At 69.1% G+C, this 17,917-nt stretch carries 16 protein-coding genes; 12 read left to right on the forward strand and 4 right to left on the reverse strand.

All coding sequences use genetic code 11. The features are described 5' to 3' along the window. The 6 genes from AC1DO7_RS28390 to AC1DO7_RS28415 form a co-directional block, all read left to right on the forward strand. Nucleotides 1-636: cation:dicarboxylate symporter family transporter (locus tag AC1DO7_RS28390; RefSeq protein WP_477116825.1), on the forward strand; the 636-nt coding region annotated here is incomplete at its 5' end. A 45-nt stretch (nucleotides 637-681) separates the two neighbouring features. Further along, entirely contained in the window at nucleotides 682-1,371 is a 690-nt protein-coding gene (locus AC1DO7_RS28395; protein ID WP_441612962.1) for a GntR family transcriptional regulator, read from the forward strand. Nucleotides 1,372-1,908: 537 nt separating this feature from the next. Beyond that, nucleotides 1,909-2,730, forward strand: coding sequence for an SDR family oxidoreductase (locus AC1DO7_RS28400; RefSeq protein WP_441612961.1), 822 nt, complete (start codon nucleotides 1,909-1,911; stop codon nucleotides 2,728-2,730). A 39-nt stretch (nucleotides 2,731-2,769) separates the two neighbouring features. Next, on the forward strand, nucleotides 2,770-3,546 hold the full coding sequence (locus AC1DO7_RS28405; protein WP_441612960.1) for an enoyl-CoA hydratase-related protein: 777 nt from the start codon (nucleotides 2,770-2,772) through the stop codon (nucleotides 3,544-3,546). 161 nt (nucleotides 3,547-3,707) lie between these two features. After that, on the forward strand, nucleotides 3,708-5,360 hold the full coding sequence (locus tag AC1DO7_RS28410; RefSeq protein ID WP_441643315.1) for a long-chain-fatty-acid--CoA ligase: 1,653 nt from the start codon (nucleotides 3,708-3,710) through the stop codon (nucleotides 5,358-5,360). A gap of 21 nt (nucleotides 5,361-5,381) precedes the next feature. Next, nucleotides 5,382-6,224: a crotonase/enoyl-CoA hydratase family protein gene (locus tag AC1DO7_RS28415; protein ID WP_441643314.1), complete on the forward strand. Its 843-nt coding sequence runs from the start codon at nucleotides 5,382-5,384 to the stop codon at nucleotides 6,222-6,224. A gap of 15 nt (nucleotides 6,225-6,239) precedes the next feature. Here the strand turns inward: AC1DO7_RS28415 and AC1DO7_RS28420 are convergent, their stop codons facing one another. The 3 genes from AC1DO7_RS28420 to AC1DO7_RS28430 form a co-directional block, all read right to left on the reverse strand. Beyond that, nucleotides 6,240-6,629, reverse strand: coding sequence for a DUF2784 domain-containing protein (locus tag AC1DO7_RS28420; protein WP_441612957.1), 390 nt, complete (start codon nucleotides 6,627-6,629; stop codon nucleotides 6,240-6,242). Then, entirely contained in the window at nucleotides 6,626-7,543 is a 918-nt protein-coding gene (locus AC1DO7_RS28425) for a LysR family transcriptional regulator (RefSeq protein WP_441612956.1), read from the reverse strand. Before AC1DO7_RS28425 ends, AC1DO7_RS28420 begins: the two co-directional genes overlap by 4 nt. 123 nt (nucleotides 7,544-7,666) lie before the next feature. Then, on the reverse strand, nucleotides 7,667-8,602 hold the full coding sequence (locus AC1DO7_RS28430) for a LysR family transcriptional regulator (RefSeq protein WP_441612955.1): 936 nt from the start codon (nucleotides 8,600-8,602) through the stop codon (nucleotides 7,667-7,669). 322 nt (nucleotides 8,603-8,924) lie between these two features. On the opposite strand from AC1DO7_RS28430, the gene AC1DO7_RS28435 reads away from it, so the two are divergent. Both AC1DO7_RS28435 and AC1DO7_RS28440 read left to right on the forward strand, forming a co-directional pair. Beyond that, a complete protein-coding gene (locus AC1DO7_RS28435) occupies nucleotides 8,925-10,235 on the forward strand; it encodes an MFS transporter (protein ID WP_477116826.1) in 1,311 nt (436 codons plus the stop codon). A 46-nt stretch (nucleotides 10,236-10,281) separates the two neighbouring features. Beyond that, on the forward strand, nucleotides 10,282-11,493 hold the full coding sequence (locus AC1DO7_RS28440) for a M20 aminoacylase family protein (RefSeq protein WP_441612952.1): 1,212 nt from the start codon (nucleotides 10,282-10,284) through the stop codon (nucleotides 11,491-11,493). Here AC1DO7_RS28440 and AC1DO7_RS28445 read toward each other — a convergent pair. Next, nucleotides 11,478-12,467 (reverse strand): hypothetical protein, encoded by a 990-nt coding sequence (locus AC1DO7_RS28445; protein WP_477116827.1) that lies wholly within the window; start codon nucleotides 12,465-12,467, stop codon nucleotides 11,478-11,480. The genes AC1DO7_RS28440 and AC1DO7_RS28445 overlap by 16 nt on opposite strands. Nucleotides 12,468-12,833: 366 nt before the next feature. Here AC1DO7_RS28445 and gcl point away from each other — a divergent pair, with 366 nt between their 5' ends. The 4 genes from gcl (at nucleotide 12,834) to AC1DO7_RS28465 (ending at nucleotide 17,913) form a co-directional block, all read left to right on the forward strand. Then, the gene (gene gcl / locus AC1DO7_RS28450) at nucleotides 12,834-14,609 is read left to right on the forward strand and encodes a glyoxylate carboligase (RefSeq protein WP_477116828.1); all 1,776 of its coding nucleotides are present in this window, start codon (nucleotides 12,834-12,836) and stop codon (nucleotides 14,607-14,609) included. A 74-nt stretch (nucleotides 14,610-14,683) separates the two neighbouring features. After that, entirely contained in the window at nucleotides 14,684-15,466 is a 783-nt protein-coding gene (hyi, locus tag AC1DO7_RS28455) for a hydroxypyruvate isomerase (RefSeq protein ID WP_441612949.1), read from the forward strand. A gap of 126 nt (nucleotides 15,467-15,592) precedes the next feature. After that, a complete protein-coding gene (gene glxR, locus AC1DO7_RS28460) occupies nucleotides 15,593-16,516 on the forward strand; it encodes a 2-hydroxy-3-oxopropionate reductase (protein WP_441612948.1) in 924 nt (307 codons plus the stop codon). An 83-nt stretch (nucleotides 16,517-16,599) separates the two neighbouring features. Further along, nucleotides 16,600-17,913, forward strand: coding sequence for a glycerate kinase type-2 family protein (locus AC1DO7_RS28465; protein WP_441612947.1), 1,314 nt, complete (start codon nucleotides 16,600-16,602; stop codon nucleotides 17,911-17,913). The last annotated feature ends 4 nt before the right edge of the window (nucleotides 17,914-17,917 follow it).

Genomic DNA, 17,917 nt, shown 5'->3' on the forward strand with positions numbered 1-17,917 from the left:
GTGATGCGCCTGTGCGGCTTCTCCGTGCTCAAGCTGATCCGCTACCTGCGCGCCGAACTGCTGGTGGTGCTGGGCACGGCGTCGTCCGACAGCGTGCTGCCGCAGGTGATGAAGAAGCTGGAGTTCATGGGCATCAAGAAATCGGTGGTCGGCCTGGTGATCCCCACCGGCTATTCCTTCAACCTGGACGCGTTCTCGATCTACCTGACGCTGGCCGCCGTGTTCATCGCCCAGGCCACCAACACGCCGCTGGCCATGGGCGACCTGCTCGGCATCCTGGCGGTGGCGCTGGTCACCTCCAAGGGCGCGCACGGCATTCCCGGCTCCGCCATCGTGATCCTGGCCGCCACGCTGTCGGCGCACCCGGCCATTCCGGCCATCGGCCTGGTGCTGGTGCTGTCGGTCGACTGGTTCATCGGCATCGCCCGGGCGGTGGGCAACCTGGTCGGCAACTGCGTGGCGACCGTGGTCGTGGCGGCCTGGGAAAAGGACATCGACCGCGTGCGCGCGCACGATGTGCTCAACGGCAAGATCGATGCCACCGAGCTCGATGCGGGCCTCGCGCCGGCCCCGCATGAAGCGGGTCCGGCCACCCCCGGGGCAGCCCCGCTGCCCGGCGCGGCCGCAGGGCGCTAGAATCTCGGCATTCCTGATCACGAGAGGCCGCGCCAGCGCGCCACCATGCCCGAGCACATCGACCCTGCCATGACCGCCGAAGCGATCGCCGAAGACATCGTCGCGGCCATCGTTTCGCACCGGCTGCCGCCCGGCACCAAGCTGCGCGAGGAGGCGCTGGCCAGCGTCTACCGCGTCAGCCGCACCAAGGTGCGCGCCGCGCTGCTGATGCTGTCCAAGGACAAGGTCATCCAGATCGTGCCGGACAAGGGCGCCTTCGTGGCCAAGCCCAGCGCCGAGGAGGCGCGCGAAGTGTTCGCGGTACGCCGCATCCTGGAGGCGGCGCTGGCGCGCGAGTTCGTCACGCGCGCGACCGCCGCGGACTACAAGCGCATCGACCGCCATCTGGCCGCCGAGAAAAAGGCGCTGGCCGGCAGCGACGCGCAGGTGCGCACGCGCCTGCTTGGCGACTTCCACATCCTGCTGGCCGAGGTGGTCGGCAACGGCGTGCTGACCGGCATGCTGCAGGAACTGTCGATGCGCAGCGCCGTGATCACCATGCTCTACCAGTCCCGCCGCGATGCCGCCTGCTCCTCCGACGAGCACCGCGAATTCATCGAGGCGGCCCGCGCCGGCGACACCGAGCGCGCGGTGACGCTGATGGTGGAACACCTGAGCCATGTCGAGGCCGCGCTGCATTTCGAGCAGGCGCCGGCCGCGCGCGGCAAGGACCTGGTGACCGCGCTGCTCGCCTGAGCATGGGGGCCGCCCTGGCGCGGCCGCACATCAGCCTTGACCAGGGTCAAGACGCACCGGGCCGCCCTGCCCCATGATGGAACCGTCATGAAGCTGCGGGGGCGCGCTTCATGGCACTAGGTGGTCCGCGAGCGGATCCCCTGCCCGCACGCCGGCCTGGGTGCGGGCTTTTTCTTTTGCGCGGCCGCTTCCGTGCCGCCTGTTTCCTCGTCCTTGCCCTGCGCCGCGCCGGCCCGGCTTGTTGCGCGCCGCGCGTCCGCTTGTTGCTGCGGATGCGCGTGATCGAATCGCGGCATCGGAGTAGGATGTCGGAGGCCCAAGTCAGAGGCCGCTTAAAAGAAGATAAAAGAAGAGCAAAGGCACCCGCCAGGAGACAGACATGAACCGTTCCAGCCATTGCCCGGCCACGCCCGGGCCCGCCGCCATGCGGCCCGGCCCCGCGCTTGCGCGCGCCTGCCGCTGATCCGCCAGCCCGTCCTCCCGGGCCGGGCGCCATCCGATATTCGTCATCCGACCCCAACCGAGGGAGGGAAAGCCATGTCAAACGCATTCAGGGACGGCGTGCTGGCCGGCAAGGTCGTCTTTATCGCCGGCGCCTCGTCCGGCATCAACCTGGGGATCGCCCAGCACTTCGCCCGGGCCGGCGCGCGGCTCGCGCTGATCAGCCGCGATCCCGAACGCATCGCCGCGGCTGCCGCCACCATCAACGAGGCCGGCGGCAGCGCCATCGGCATGGCGGCGGACGTGCGCGACTACGGCGCGGTGGAGGCAGCACTGGCGCGCACGCGCGACGAGCTCGGCCCGATCGACATCGTGATCTCCGGCGCGGCGGGCAACTTCGTCGCGCCCGCGCTGGGCATGTCCGCCAATGGCTTCAAGACCGTGGTCGACATCGACCTGATCGGCACCTTCAATGTGTTCCGCGCGTGCTTCGCCTTCCTCAACGCGCCCGGTGCCTCGCTGATCGCCATCACCGCGCCGCAGGCCGTCAACGCCATGATGTTCCAGGCGCACGTCTGCGCCGCCAAGGCCGGCATCAACATGCTGGTGAAGTGCCTGGCGATGGAGTGGGGACCGGCCGGCGTGCGCGTCAACGGCATTTCTCCCGGCCCCATCGGCGGCACCGAGGGCATGGCGCGCCTGGCGCCCACGCCGGAGATGGAAGCCCGCTTCAAGGCGCGCCTGGCGCTGCGCGACTACGGCGAGAAGGACGACATCGCGGACACCGCGCTGTTCCTGTCCACCACCAATGCACGCTATATCACCGGCACCATCGTCGACTGCGACGGCGGCAGCAAGCTGGGCGATGCCTCGGCCGATGCCCTGCATCCGCCCAAGGCGCCCGGCAAGCCGGCCTGAGCCCGATTTTCTCCAGCCCTGATTGACAAGGATGACAGCATGACTTCTCCAGTGCTTTATCACGCCGCCGAAGGCGTGGCCACCATCACCCTGAACCGCCCCGACGTRCTCAATGCGCTCAACGCCGAACTGATGGCGGAACTGCGCGCCTCGGTGGAACGCGCCGCGCAGGACGCCGCCGTGCGCGCGGTGGTGCTCACCGGCAATGGCCGCGGCTTCTGCGCGGGGGCCGACCTCGCGGGCCGCCAGGGCGAGATGAAGGATTCCGGCACGCTGCTGCGCGAGCGCTACCACCCGATCATCCTGGCGCTGCGCAATATGTCCAAGCCCGTCATCACCTCGGTCAACGGCGTGGCCGCCGGTGCCGGCATGAGCCTGGCGCTGGCCGGCGACGTGGTGCTGGCGGGACGCTCCGCGTCCTTCATGCAGGCCTTCTCCAAGATCGGCCTGGTGCCCGACGCCGGCAGCACCTACTTCCTGCCGCGCTACGCCGGCGAGATGCGTGCCCGCGCGCTGGCCATCCTGGCCGAGAAGATCGATGCCGAGGAAGCGCACCGCATCGGCCTGGTATGGAAGGTCCATGCCGACGACGCCCTGGCCGCCGAGACCGCCAAGCTTGCCGCGCACCTGGCGCAGATGCCCACCTTCGCCTACGGCCTGATCAAGGAAGCGCTCAACGCCAGCATGGACAGCAACCTGCCCGAGCAGCTCGAACGCGAGGCTTCGCTGCAAACGCGTGCGTCGGGCAGCGAGGACTTCAGGGAGGGCGTGGCCGCCTTCCTCGAGAAGCGCAAGCCGGCGTTCAAGGGGCGCTGAGTTTTGCGCCGGCGTCCCGGCGCAAGCCGCCGGCCTCGCCCGATGCGGCGCCGGGCCGGGCCACCGCTCTGCCCTTGCGGGGAGAGGGCGGCCACCCGCCCCGGCGCACCCGAAAGAGTAGTCACCACACAGCAGCACAACGAAACCAGGAGACGCGCATCATGCTTGGCCTCATGCAAGACCGTCCGTTGCTGATTTCTTCCCTGATCGAGTACGCCGCGCAGTACCACCCGCAGCAGGAGATCGTGTCGCGCACGATCGACGGCGGCACGGTGCGCAGCAACTATGCCGAGGTGCATCGGCGCGCACGGCGTGCCGCCAGCGCGCTGGCCGGTCTCGGCGTTGCCCAGGGCGACCGCGTGGGCACGCTGGCGTGGAACACCCACCGGCACCTGGAGCTGTACTTCGGCGTTTCGGGCGCGGGCGTGGTGCTGCACACGGTCAATCCCCGCCTGTTTCCCGAGCAGGTCGAATACATCATCAACCATGCCGAGGACAAGGTCCTGTTCTTCGACACCAGCTTCGCGCCGCTGGTGGCGCAGCTCGCGCCGCGCCTGCCCACCGTCACGCACTACGTGGCGATGGCGGACCGCGCCGGCACCGCCGCGCTCGACCTTGCCGGCAAGCTGCCGAACCTGCTGTGCTACGAGGATCTCCTGGATGCCGGCAGCGAGGACTACGCATGGCCGCAGTTCGACGAGCGCACCGCTTCGTCGCTTTGCTACACCTCGGGTACCACCGGCAATCCGAAAGGCGTGCTGTACTCGCACCGCTCCACCGTGCTGCACAGCCTCAAGGCCTGCGCCGCCGACACCTTCGGGGTGGGCGCGGACAGCACGATCCTGCTGGTGGTGCCGCTGTTCCACGCCAATGCCTGGGGCATGCCATACGCCTGCGCCATGACCGGCGCCAAGATGGTGTTGCCGGCCCAGCACCTTGACGGCGAAAACGTCTATCGCATGCTGCGCGACGAACGCGTGACCTTCTCCACCGCGGTGCCCACCGTGTGGCTGATGCTGTTCCAGTACCTCGACGCGCATCCCGAGATCGACCCGCGCGCGCTCGGGCTCAGGCTCGCCGGGGTGGGCGGCTCGGCGGCGCCGGCGGCCATGATCGAGCGCTTCGAGCAACAGTTCGGCGCGCGCTTCGTGCAGGGCTGGGGCATGACGGAGACCAGCCCCATCGGCGTGATCAGCACGCTGCTGCCCAGGCACGAGGCGCTCGACGCGCAGGCACAGCTGAAGGTCAAGCTCAAGCAGGGACGCGCGCTGTGGGGCGTGGACCTGCGCATCGAGGACGACGAGGGGCGCGCGCTGCCGCACGATGGCGTGGCCTTCGGCCGGCTCAAGGTGCGCGGGCCGTGGATCGCTTCGTCCTACTTCAAGGCAGGGCACAGCGCGCTCGATGCCGACGGCTGGTTCGACACCGGCGACGTGGCCAACATCGACGCCGACGGCTACGTGCAGCTGGTCGACCGCGCCAAGGACGTCATCAAGTCCGGCGGCGAGTGGATCTCTTCCATCGACCTGGAGAACGCCACCATGGGCCATCCCGCCGTGGCGGAGGCTGCCGTGATCGGCGTGCCGCATCCCAAGTGGCAGGAGCGGCCACTGCTGGTCGTGGTGCGCCGGCCCGGCAAGGAAGTCGGCGGCGCCGAGCTGCTCGACTTTCTCGCCGCGCGCGTGGCGAAATGGTGGGTGCCGGACGACGTGGCCTTTGTCGACGCGCTGCCGCACACCGCCACCGGCAAGCTGCTCAAGGTCAGGTTGCGCGAACAATTCAAGGACCATGTCCTGCCCACGGCAGAACGATAACCAGGCACGGAGCAAGACCAGATGAGCAATGACAGCAACGCAGCGGACGGCGCGCAGCGCATCGTCCTCACCATCGACAACGGCGTGGCCGAAGTCAGGCTCAACCGCCCCGACAAGATGAACGCGCTCGACCCCGCCATGTTCGATGCGCTGATCGAGACCGGCGAGCGTCTCATGCGCGAACCGGACCTGCGCGCGGTGGTGCTGTCCGGCGAAGGCCGCGCCTTCTGCGCGGGGCTCGACATGCAGAGCATGTCCGGCCTGGCCAGCGGCGCGAAGAACGATGGCGACATCGCCGCGGGCCGGCTGGCCGCGCGCACCCACGGCATCTCAAACCGGCCGCAGTACGCGTGCATGGTGTGGCGCGAGTTGCCGGTGCCGGTGATTGCCGCGGTGCATGGCGTGGCCTTCGGCGGCGGCCTGCAGGTGGCGCTCGGCGCGGATATCCGCTACCTCGCCGCGGACGCGCGCATGTCGGTGATGGAGATCAAATGGGGCCTGGTGCCCGACATGGCCGGCATGGTGCTGATGCGCGGGCTGGTGCGCCCGGACCGGCTGCGCGAGCTGATCTACAGCGGCCGCATCGTGGGCGCCGAGGAAGCCTGCGCGCTGGGGCTGGCCACCGCGGTGGTGGACGATCCGCGTGCCGTGGCGCTGGCCACCGCGCGCGCGATCGCGGCGCGCAGCCCGGACGCGATCCGCGCGGCCAAGCGGCTGATGCAGGTCGGCGAGGACGGCGACGGCGCGGCTGTGCTGCAAGCGGAATCGGTGGAACAGGATCGCCTGATCGGCGCCGCCAACCAGCGCGAGGCGGTGCTGGCCAATCTGGAAAAGCGCGCGCCGGTGTTCAGGCCGGCCGCGTAGTGCGCGGGGCCGGCCCTATACGTGCCGGCCCGTGCCCCGCTGCCGGTCTTGCCGGCGCCGCCATAGCGCCACGTAGACCGTGAGGTTGAGCAGCAGGACGAGCACGCCCAGCACGAACTGCGTATGGCGCGTGAGGCCGTCCGGATAGATCAGCGGCATGATGTAGTGCTGCACGAAATCCCCGCCGTAGGCCTGCTGCCCGGCTTGCTCGCGCAGCGCGTTCTCCAGCGGCGTGAGCGGGCAGATCCAGCCGCTCCATTCCACCACCACGCCCCATGTGGCCGCCGGCAGGTGCAGCCACGCCAGCCGCGGCCAGCGCAGCACCAGCATGCCGCCGAACATGGTGAAGAGGATGAAGGCCAGATGCACCAGCACCACCGCATCGGCCAGCCATTGCGTCATCATGGCGTGCGCCGCCCGGTCCAGTAGCCCGGCACCGCGAAGGCTGCCTTGAGGTGCTCGATGAAGAAGCGGATCTTGGCCGGCACYGGCCGCTGCTGCGGGTACACCGCCAGGATGTCGTAGTCCGGCAGCGCATACTCGTCCAGCACCGTGATCAGTTCGCCGCTCTCGAGCTGCGGCAGGATCTCCCAGGTGGAACGCCAGCCCAGCCCCAGGCTCTCGCCGGCCCAGCGGTGCAGCAGTTCGCCGTCGTTGCAGTCCAGGTTGCCGTTCACGCGCACCGTCACCGTCTTGCCGTCCTGCTGGAAATACCAGCCGCGCTGCTGGCCGCCCTGCAGGTTGAACGCCAGGCAATTGTGCTTGGCCAGGTCGTCCAGCGTCTGCGGCACGCCGTGGCGCGCGAAGTAGGCCGGCGTGCCGCACACCACGCGCTTGTTGGTGGCGAGCTTGATGGCGACGAAGTTCGGGTCGATGGCGCCGCCGATGCGGATGCCCACGTCATAGCCCTCGCGCACCAGGTCGACCACGCGGTCGGTGAGGTTGAAGGAAATCTGCACGTCCGGGTTCGCGCTCAGGAACGCCGGCGCATGCGGCGCCACATGCTTGCGCCCGAACGCCGCCGGCGCCGACACGATCAGATGCCCCGTCGCCTTGTGCTTGCCCTCGGCAATCAGCATCTCGGCGCGGTCCAGGTCCGCCAGCGCCTTCTTGCACTGTTCCATGAACGCCGCGCCCTGCTCGGTCACCACGATGCGGCGCGTCGAGCGGTGCAGCAGCTTCACGCCGATGCGCGCCTCCAGCGCATTGATGCGCCGCCCGATCATCACTGGCGTCACGTCCTGCGTGAGCGCCGCCGCCGCCATGCTGCCGTGCTCCACCACGGCGATGAAGGCTTCGATCTGCTTGAGTTTATCCATGCTCTTGTGTCTCCTGCCCGCCATTGTGGCGCATTTGGCGGCAACCACGCATGCGCGGCGGACCGTGCCAGCGATCTGGCGGTGCGCAGGGCGGCCCGCGCCGCGTACCCGCCGCTGCGCGATTCAGCGCGCCCGCCCGGCCGGCCGCCCGCGCGGCATCGCCTGCGCCCGGTGCCGCACCTCCTTGCTGAATTCCGCGCACGCGTGGGTCATCAGGTCCTCCGAGCGGTACACCAGGAACACGCGGAAGTCCGGCAGTTCGTCGCTGACCGGCAGGCGCACCAGCGAGGCGGGGTCGAGCCGCAGCGGGCCGGTGCCGTCGAAGACGAAGTCGGACCACATGCTGATCAGGTCGGTGCGCGTGGCGAGTTGCAGGCCGAGCAGGTTCGAAGCGCTTTGCACCACGCGCTTGGGCATGTCGAAGCGGTGCAGGCGCATCAGGCTGGCCAGCGGGCTGCCGGGGTCGTCGAGCGGGTCGAGCACGAGCCAGTCGGCATCGAGCAGGGGCCGCAGCCGGCGTACCCGCCGCAGCGGGTGCCCGGCGCGCACGGCCAGCGACATGCCGGTGGAGAACAGCGGTTCCCACTGGAAGGCGCCGGTGCCGGGGCCGCTGTTGGTGGAGATCAGGCCGAGGTCGAGGCGCCCTTCGCGCAGGCCTTCGAGAATCTGCTGCGGGCGCATCTCGAAGCCGCGCAGCGCCACATTGGGAAAGCGCTGGCGAAAGGCTGCCATCGCGTCCGGCAAGGGGCCGCTGGAGGCCACCGCGGTCAGGCCGATATTGAGCTGGGCGTCGGCATGGCCGCGGATGGCTTCGATGTCCTCGAGCGCGTGGCGCAGCTCCTGCTCGACCAGGCTGGCGCGCTTGACCAGCGCCACGCCGTAGGCGGTGAGGCTGACGCCGCGCACCGAGCGCGACATCAGCGTGACGCCGAGTTCGCGCTCGAGTTCGGCGATGGCCTTGGACAGCGCCGGCTGCGACACATGCAGGCTGCGCGAGGCTTCGTGGATGCTGCCGTGCTGGGCCACCGCCAGCAGGATGCGCAGCTGCTGCAGTTTCATCGTGTCGTTTCCTCGTCCTGTGATTTTGCCCGCCGTGGTGCGCCGTGCCCTGCCGGAGTGAAGCGGCGACGCTTGCTGCACGCGCCCGGCAAGCCGGCCGGGCGCCCGCGAAGCCGCTTGCCGCCGGGCTTCTCGGTAGTTGCCCCGATAGCGGGCGGGTAACGGTTATGACGGCGATTCCATTTGGTTATCGGGATGAAAATATATGATTTTCGGCCTGCCGTGTTTGCCTGAATACTCCATCGCCAGGGAATCTTCCTCCCTACGCTGGACGCAGGCTCCGCCGGCCTCCACGCCCATAACCAGTTCGTGGAGATCCGACATGAACGATGCCACCCTGCCCGCCGCCCCCGCGCTGGCGCCTTCCCATGCCGCGGCGGCCAGCCCGGCGCGCCAGAGCCAGTTCCGCCTGATTGCCGCGTGCTCGATGGGCAATGCGCTGGAAATGTACGACTTCACCGTCTACAGCTTCTTCGCCATCCTGATCGGCAAGCTGTTCTTCCCGTCCGACAGCGCCTACGGCTCGCTGCTGCTGGCGGTGGCCACGTTCGGCATCGGCTTCGTGATGCGCCCGCTGGGCGGCCTCGTGATCGGCAACTACGCCGACCGCCATGGCCGCAAGGCCGCCATGACGCTGACCATCGGCATGATGGTGGCGGGCACGCTGTGCCTGGCGGTGGCGCCGACGTATGCGTTCGCTGGCGTGCTCGGCCCGCTGATGATCGTGGCCGGCCGGCTGCTGCAAGGCTTCTCGCTCGGCGGCGAGATCGGTGCTTCCACCTCCATGCTGATGGAGGCCGGCGGGGTCAGGGGCCGGGGCTTTCGCATCAGCTGGCAACTCGGCAGCCAGGGCATCGCGGCGCTGCTGGGCGCGCTCACGGCAGCCGTCCTGTACGCGGCGCTGCCGCCGGACGCGCTGGAGAGCTGGGGCTGGCGCCTGCCCTTCGTGCTGGGCCTGCTGATCGCGCCGGTGGGGCTGTACATCCGTTCGCACCTGGACGAGACCCATGTCGCCGAAGCCCATGCGCCCAGCCCGCTCGGCACGCTGTTCCGCGAGCACGGCGGCACAGTCGCGAAAGGCATCCTGACCATCATCGGCGGCACCGTCGGCACCTACCTGGTGGTGTATTTCATGCCGACCTACATGATCCGCGAACTGCATCTGCCGGCCTCGCTGTCGCTGCTGTCCGGCTGCGTCACGGGTCTGGTCTGCCTGCTGGCCTCGCTCTTGTCCGGCTGGCTGGCCGACCGCCTGGAGCGCCGCAAGCCGCTGGTGCTGAGCGCCATGACGTTTACGCTTGTCGCGCTCTACCCCGCCTTCTGGCTGATGACCCACTACCCGAGCGTGCCGCTGGTGCTGAGCCTGTCGGCGCTGCTGACCGCGAGCCTCTACCTGGGCTCCACGCCGATGCTGCTGGTGCTGATGGAGATCCTGCCGGCGCGGGTGCGCGCCAGCGGCCTGTCGGTGATCTACGCGGTGGGTGTGACGGTGTTCGGCGGCTCCTGCCAGTTCGTCGTCACCTGGCTGCTGGCGCGCACCGGCAACCTGATGGCGCCGGCCTTCTACATGATGGCCTGCGGCGCGGTGACCAWCCTCGCGGTGCTGAGCATCCGCGAGACGAAATCCGCGTGAACCCCCTCTTCTCCCCCGCCCTGCCATTGCCGCAAAGGAATCCGACATGACCCGCGAACCGACCCTGACCCCGTTCCAGCTGCTGCCGCACCTGTTGCCGCAGATCCAGATCGATGCCGAAACGTTTATCGGCATCCGCCGCCAGATCCACGCGCAGCCGGAGCTCGGCTTCGAAGTGGGCGCCACCAGCAGGCTGGTGGCCACGCTGCTGCAGAGCTGGGGCTACGAGGTGCATGCCGGCATCGGCAAGAGCGGCGTGGTGGGGCAGCTCAGGCTCGGCAGCGGCAAGCGCCGGCTCGGCATCCGCGCCGACATGGATGCGCTGCCGATCGTCGAGGCCACCGGCCTGCCCTACGCCAGCCAGAACCACGGCAAGATGCACGCCTGCGGCCACGACGGCCATACCGCCATCCTGCTGGCCGCCGCCAAGGCGCTGGCCGACAGCCGCGATTTCGACGGCACGCTCAATCTGATCTTCCAGCCCGACGAAGAAAACCTGTGCGGCGCCCGCGCGATGATCGAGGACGGCCTGTTCGAACGCTTCCCGTGCGACGCGGTGTATGCCCTGCACAATATGCCGGGCGTGCCGGCCGGCACCTTCCGCGTGCTGCCCGGCCCGGTGAGCCTGTCGTCCGACGTGGCAGACGTGACCATCAAGGGCGTGGGCGGGCACGGCGCCATGCCGCACCGCGCGCGCGATCCGATCGCCGCGGCGGCGGCCGTCATCACGGCATTGCAGACGGTGGTGGCGCGCAATGTGGCGCCGGACGATACCGCGGTGCTGTCGGTGGGCTTCATCCGCGGCGGCGCCACCCACAACGTGATTCCGGAATCGGTGACGCTGGGCCTGAACGTGCGTGCCGCGCGCCCCGAGACGCGCGCGCTGGTGGAGCAGCGCATCCGCGAGATCGTCAGCCTGACCGCGCAGGCGCACGGCGCCGAGGCACACATCGACTACCGCCAGCTGACGCCACCGATGGTCAACACCGAAGCCGAGACGCGTATCGCGCAGCAGGTCTGCACTGCGCTGGTCGGCGCCGACAAGGTCGTGACGCAGGCGCCCAAGGGCCTGAACGGCAGCGAGGACTTTGCCTGGATGCTCAACGCGGTGCCGGGCTGCTACCTGATCCTGGGCAACGGCGAAGGCGAGTTCGGCGGCTGCATGGTGCACAACCCCGGCTACGACTTCAACGACCAGGTGCTGCCACTGGGCGCGGCCTGCTGGGTCCAGCTCGCCAGGACCTATCTGGTGGCATGATCCAGCGCATGCGGGCGCGTGGCGAAACTGGCCGGCGGCACCGGCGCCGGTGAGGGCACGGCGGGCCGCCTGCCCGCTGCAACGGGTTCGCCCTGTACGGCCTGCGATGCGGCTTCCGATGCGGCTTCCGATGTGGCCTCCGGCGCTGCTTCCGATGCGGCCTCGCGTATCGCTTCCGGTGCCGCATCCCGCGTCACGTCCGGCGCCTCGACCACTACCGTTGCCGGCGCCGCTGCCGCGCGCAGCGCACCGGCGGCGGCCGGCGGCAGCGGGCGCGCGAGCTGCGCGCTGATCTCGGCCGCTTCCRCCATCACATAGGCCAGCCGCCGCAGCGGCCGGGCTACCTGCAGTTGCAGGAACACCACGAGCGCGGCGCCCGCCACGAAAGCCACGCCGTACAGCGACAGCAGCGGCACCAGGCTCGCGCCGTTGCGCGGCAGCTCCAGCAGGCCGGTGACCAGCATCAGCGCCAGCGGGCTCACCGCGATCAGCAGGCCCGCGACCTTCGCCATGCCTTCCCACATCCGCAGATGCAGCTCGACCCGGCGCCCGCGCGCGCGCAGCGCCTGGGCCGGAATGCGCGCCAGCGAGCGCAGCAGCGCGCTTTCCGCATCGTCGTGGCGGTCGATCTGCGCGGCCAGCGGCCCGAGCGGATCGCGCAGCCTGCGCGCAAGCGCCGGCACATGGCTGAGCACCAGCCCGCCCAGCCCGGCCGCGCTGCCGGCCAGCAGGCAGTAGAGCAGCCGCGGCAGCCACGGCGCGGGCGCTTGCCGGTACTGGACCTTGGCGAACATCACCGCGCCGGCGACCAGCAGCGCGGCCACCGAGCAGCCCCAGAACAAGCCCAGCAGGCCGCGCTGCCACTGTGCCAGGCTCGCGCCGGCAGCAGGCGGCGTGGCGGCCGCGGGCAGGGAGGGCGGCTTGCGCCTGAGCGCGTCAAGCAGTTCGCGGGTAGGGGGGAGCCTGTTCAGCATGGCAATTCGGTTGGCGATGGATCATTTCCGCGCAATGCGCCGGTTCCTGGCGCGCGCCCGCACATTGTCCCCATTTGACGCGCAAGTAGCGATGCGCGACTGCAAGCCGCCGGCCTTTTCCTGCAAATTCGCACGTACCGTTGTCGTCACACAACGTGCGGTAATCCGGCCGCCACGCAGCGGTGGGTACGCCGTCTCCCGGTGCAATTCCATACCGACAGTATCGAATCAACTGATCCCGCTTCCCTTTATCCCGCCCCGCCTGCGGGAATAGCATGGGCTCCAACAGCGATTCAATGCAATTCGCGGCATTCCCGACATTCCCCGACATTCCCGGAACACATTGCAGGCACATTGGAGACAGACATGCCCAAGATGAGAGCAGTCGACGCGGCCATCGCCGTATTGGAAAAAGAAGGCATCACCACCGCCTTCGGCGTGCCCGGCGCCGCCATCAACCCGTTCTACTCGGCCATGCGCCGGGCCGGCACCATCGACCATTTCCTGGCGCGCCACGTGGAAGGCGCTTCGCACATGGCCGAGGGCTATACCCGCGCAGAGGCCGGCAACATCGGCGTGTGCATCGGCACCTCGGGCCCGGCCGGCACCGACATGATCACCGGCCTGTACTCGGCCTGGGCAGACTCGATCCCCATCCTCTGCATTACCGGCCAGGCCCCGCGCGCACGCCTGTACAAGGAAGACTTCCAGGCGGTGGATATCGAATCGATCGCCAAGCCGGTGACCAAGTGGGCGGTGACCGTGCGCGAGCCGGCGCTGGTGCCGCAGGTGTTCCAGCAGGCGTTCCACCTGATGCGCTCGGGACGCCCGGGCCCGGTGCTGATCGACCTGCCGTTCGACGTGCAGGTCGCCGAGATCGAGTTCGATCCGGAAACCTACCAGCCGCTGCAGCCGTACAAGCCGTCGGCCTCGCGCGCCCAGATCGAAAAGGCCATCGCCATGCTCAACGCGGCCGAGCGCCCGCTGATCGTGTGCGGTGGCGGCGTGATCAACGCCGATGCGGCCGACCTGCTGGTCGAATTCGCCGAGCTGGTCAACGTGCCGGTGGTGCCGACCCTGATGGGCTGGGGCGTGCTGGCCGACGACCACCCGCTGCAGGCCGGCATGGTGGGGCTGCAGACCTCGCACCGCTACGGCAACGCCACCATGCTGGCATCGGACTTCGTGCTCGGCATCGGCAACCGCTGGGCCAACCGCCACACCGGCAGCGTCGACGTCTATACGAAGGGCCGCAAGTTCGTGCACGTGGATATCGAGCCCACGCAGATCGGCCGCGTGTTCGGCCCGGACCTTGGCATCGTCTCCGATGCCAAGGCCGCGCTGGAACAGTTCGTGGAAGTGGCGCGCGCCATGAAGATGGCCGGGCGCCTGCCGTGCCGCAAGAGCTGGGTGGCGGACGTGCAGAAGCGCCGCCGCACCATGCAGCGCAAGAGCGATTTCGACAACGTGCCGGTCAAGCCGCAGCGCGTGTACCGCGAGATGAACCAGTACTTCCCGCGCGACGTGCGCTACGTCTCCACCATCGGGCTGTCGCAGATCGCCGCCGCGCAGTTCCTGTCGGTCAACCAGCCGCGCCACTGGATCAACTGCGGCCAGGCCGGCCCGCTGGGCTGGACCATTCCCGCCGCCATCGGCGTGAAAGTGGCCTCGCCGGAATCCGACGTGGTGGCCATCTCGGGCGACTACGACTTCCAGTTCATGATCGAAGAACTGGCCGTGGCCGCGCAGTTCAAGGTGCCGTACATCCACSTGGTGGTGAACAACTCCTACCTCGGSCTGATCCGYCAGTCGCAGCGCAATTTCGAGATGGACTACTGCGTGCAGCTCGCCTTCGACAACGTCAACTCGCCCGAGCTCAACGGCTACGGCGTGGACCACGTCAAGGTGGTCGAAGGGCTGGGCTGCAAGGCGATCCGCGTGTTCAAGCCCGAAGACATCGCGCCGGCCTTTGCCGAAGCGCGCGACCTGATGGCCGAGTTCTCCGTGCCGGTGGTGGTGGAGGTGATCCTCGAGCGCGTGACGAATATCGCCATGGGCACCGAGATCGACAACATCAACGAGTTCGAGCCGGTCGAAGACATCGAGGAAGCCATCCTCAACGAAGAAGTCGAAACGGCCTGAGCCGAGCAACGCAAAGACACCGGCTCCCGCTTCCAGGCGGGAGCGGGGGCGTCATTTTTCCCGGAGAGAGAGACATGCCGAAACTGGCCGCCAACCTGACCATGCTGTTTACCGAAGCGGGCTTCCTCGACCGCTTCGAAGCCGCCGCGCGTGCGGGCTTCCGTGGCGTCGAGTTCCTGTTCCCCTATGCGTTCCATGCGGACCAGATCGCGGACCGCCTCAACCGCTTCCAGCTCGACCTGGTGCTGCACAACCTGCCCGCCGGCAAGTGGGACGCGGGCGAGCGCGGCATCGCCTGCCATCCGGACCGCGTCGGCGAGTTCCAGGACGGCGTGGGCGAGGCCCTCAAGTACGCCAAGGTGCTTGGCGTGCGCCAGCTCAACTGCCTGGTCGGCATCCAGCCGCAGAACGTGCGGCGCGAACAGGCGCAGGAAACGCTGGTGGAAAACCTGCGCTTCGCCGCGCGGGCGCTCGCCGCCGAACAGATCGACCTGCTGGTCGAGCCGATCAATACCTTCGACATTCCCGGCTTCTTCCTGTCGGGCACGCAGCAGGCGCTGGCGCTGATCGAACAGGTCAGCGCGCCCAATCTCTACGTGCAGTACGACATCTATCACATGCAGCGCATGGAGGGCGAGATCGCCGCCACGCTCAAGGCCAACCTGCCGAAGATCAGGCATGTGCAGCTGGCCGACAACCCGGGCCGCAACGAGCCGGGCACGGGCGAGCTGAACTACCGCTTCCTGTTCCAGTGGCTCGACCAGATCGGCTACGACGGCTGGGTCGGCTGCGAATACAAGCCGCGCACGACCACCGTCGAAGGCCTGGGCTGGCGCGCCGCGCACGGCGTGCAGTAGCAAGGTTTGCTCCCTCTCCCGCCTGCGGGAGAGGGAGGAAAGCCTGTTGGCCAGGCCCGGCGCCCGCGGCGCGCCTTCAAACCGGTTTCGAATCTGAATCTTTCACCATCCCTAGGAGACAACAATATGGCAAACCAACGCAACGTCGGCTTTATCGGCCTGGGCATCATGGGCGCGCCGATGGCGGGCCACCTGCGCGCCGCCGGCCACACGCTGTTCGTGCATGACGTCAACCCCGCGCCGCAGGCGCTCGTGGACGCCGGCGTCACGGTCTGCACCAGCGCGGAAGAAGTCGCCAAGCGCGCCGACATCATCGTGATCATGGTGCCGGACACGCCGCACGTGGAGGCCGTCCTGTTCGCCGAAAAGGGCGTGGCCGCCGCGCTCAAGGGCGCCGGCAAGGAGGCCGCGCACAGCAAGATCGTGGTCGACATGAGCTCGATCTCGCCGATCGCCACCAAGGACTTCGCCGCGCGCATCAACAAGCTCGGCGCGTCCTACCTGGACGCGCCGGTCTCGGGCGGCGAAGTGGGCGCCAAGGCGGCATCGCTGACCATCATGGTCGGCGGCCCGCAAGAGGCCTTCGACGAGGTCAGGCCGCTGTTCGAGCTGATGGGCAAGAACGTCACGCTGGTGGGCGGCAACGGCGACGGCCAGACCACCAAGGTGGCCAACCAGATCATCGTGGCGCTGAACATCCAGGCCGTGTCCGAAGCGCTGCTGTTCGCCTCCAAGGCGGGCGCCGATCCGGCGCGCGTGCGCCAGGCGCTGATGGGCGGCTTCGCGGCTTCGCGCATCCTGGAAGTGCACGGCGAGCGCATGGTCAAGCGCACCTTCGACCCGGGCTTCCGTATCGAGCTGCACCAGAAGGACCTGAACCTCGCGCTGCAGGGCGCCAAGGCGCTCGGCGTGGCGCTGCCCAATACCGCCACCGCGCAGGAACTGTTCAATACCTGCGCCGCCAACGGCCTGGGCAAGCAGGATCACTCGGCGCTGTGCCGCGCCATCGAGATCATGTCGAACCACGAGATCGCCAAGGGCAGCAAGTAAGAGGCACCGCCGAGGCCTGCCGGCATGGCAGGCCCGTACCGCTCCCCGGCCGTGCCGGGGAGACAGCATTTCCGGATCCAGCCATGTACGCCACCGATTCCTACTCTGCCCTGCTGGTGCCGCCACGCCCGGCCGGCCTCAGCGATCCCCGCGCACTGCTGCGCGACCTGTTCGACACGGCCGTGGCGGCCGTCAGCGCCAGCCATTGCCTGCCGCCGCAATTGCCGGCACCGCCCAAGGGCCGCACCGTGGTGATCGGTGCCGGCAAGGCCGCCGCCGCGATGGCGCAGGCGGTGGAGCTGCACTGGCAAGGCGAGCTGTCCGGGCTGGTGGTCACGCGCTACGGCCATGGCGCGGATTGCCGCCGCATCGAAGTGGTGGAGGCCGCGCACCCGGTGCCGGACGAAGCCGGCCAGCGCGCCGCGCAGCGCATGGTGGAGCTGGTCGGCGGCCTCACCGCCGACGACCTCGTGCTGTGCCTGATTTCGGGCGGCGGCTCGGCGCTGCTGGCCGCGCCCGCGCCCGGCATCACGCTGGCCGACAAGCAGGCGGTGAACCGCGCGCTGCTCAAGAGCGGCGCCAACATCGGCGAGATGAACTGCGTGCGCAAGCACCTGTCGGCGCTCAAGGGAGGCCGCCTGGCGCTGCACTGCGCGCCGGCGCGCGTGGAGACCCTGCTGATTTCCGATATCCCCGGCGACGATCCCACGCTGATCGCCAGCGGCCCGACCTTGCCCGACGCCACCACCTGCGCCGACGCGCTGGCGGTGATCGCCAAGTACGGCATCGAGGTACCGGCCAACGTGCGCACGCACCTGGAGAGCGGCGCCGGAGAGACGCCCAAGCCCGGCGACGCGCGCTTTGCCGGCCACCTCAGCGTCACGCTGGCCAGCGCGCAGCAGTCGCTCGAAGCGGCCGCGGCGCGGGCGCGCGAACTGGGCTTCGAGGCACATATCCTGTCCGACAGCATCGAAGGCGAGGCGCGCGAGGTGGCGCTGGTGCATGCCGCCATTGCCCGCCAGATCGCGCAGCACGCGCAGCCGTTCGCGAAGCCCTGCGTGCTGCTGTCCGGCGGCGAGACCACGGTGACCGTGCGCGGCAGCGGCCGCGGCGGACGCAATGCCGAATTCCTGCTGGCGCTGGCCGTGGCGCTCGACGGCTTGCCCGGCGTGCACGCGATTGCCTGCGACACCGACGGCATTGACGGCTCCGAGGACAACGCCGGCGCGCTGCTGGCGCCGGACACGCTGGTGCGCGCGCAGGCGCGCGGCCTGTCGGCGCGCGCGCACCTGGCCAACAACGATGGCTACGGCTTTTTCGCCGGGCTCGGCGACCTGATCGTCACCGGCCCGACCCGCACCAACGTGAACGATTTCCGCGCGATCCTGATCGCGTGAGACG

Source organism: Cupriavidus sp. 05N40 (assembly GCF_056397305.1).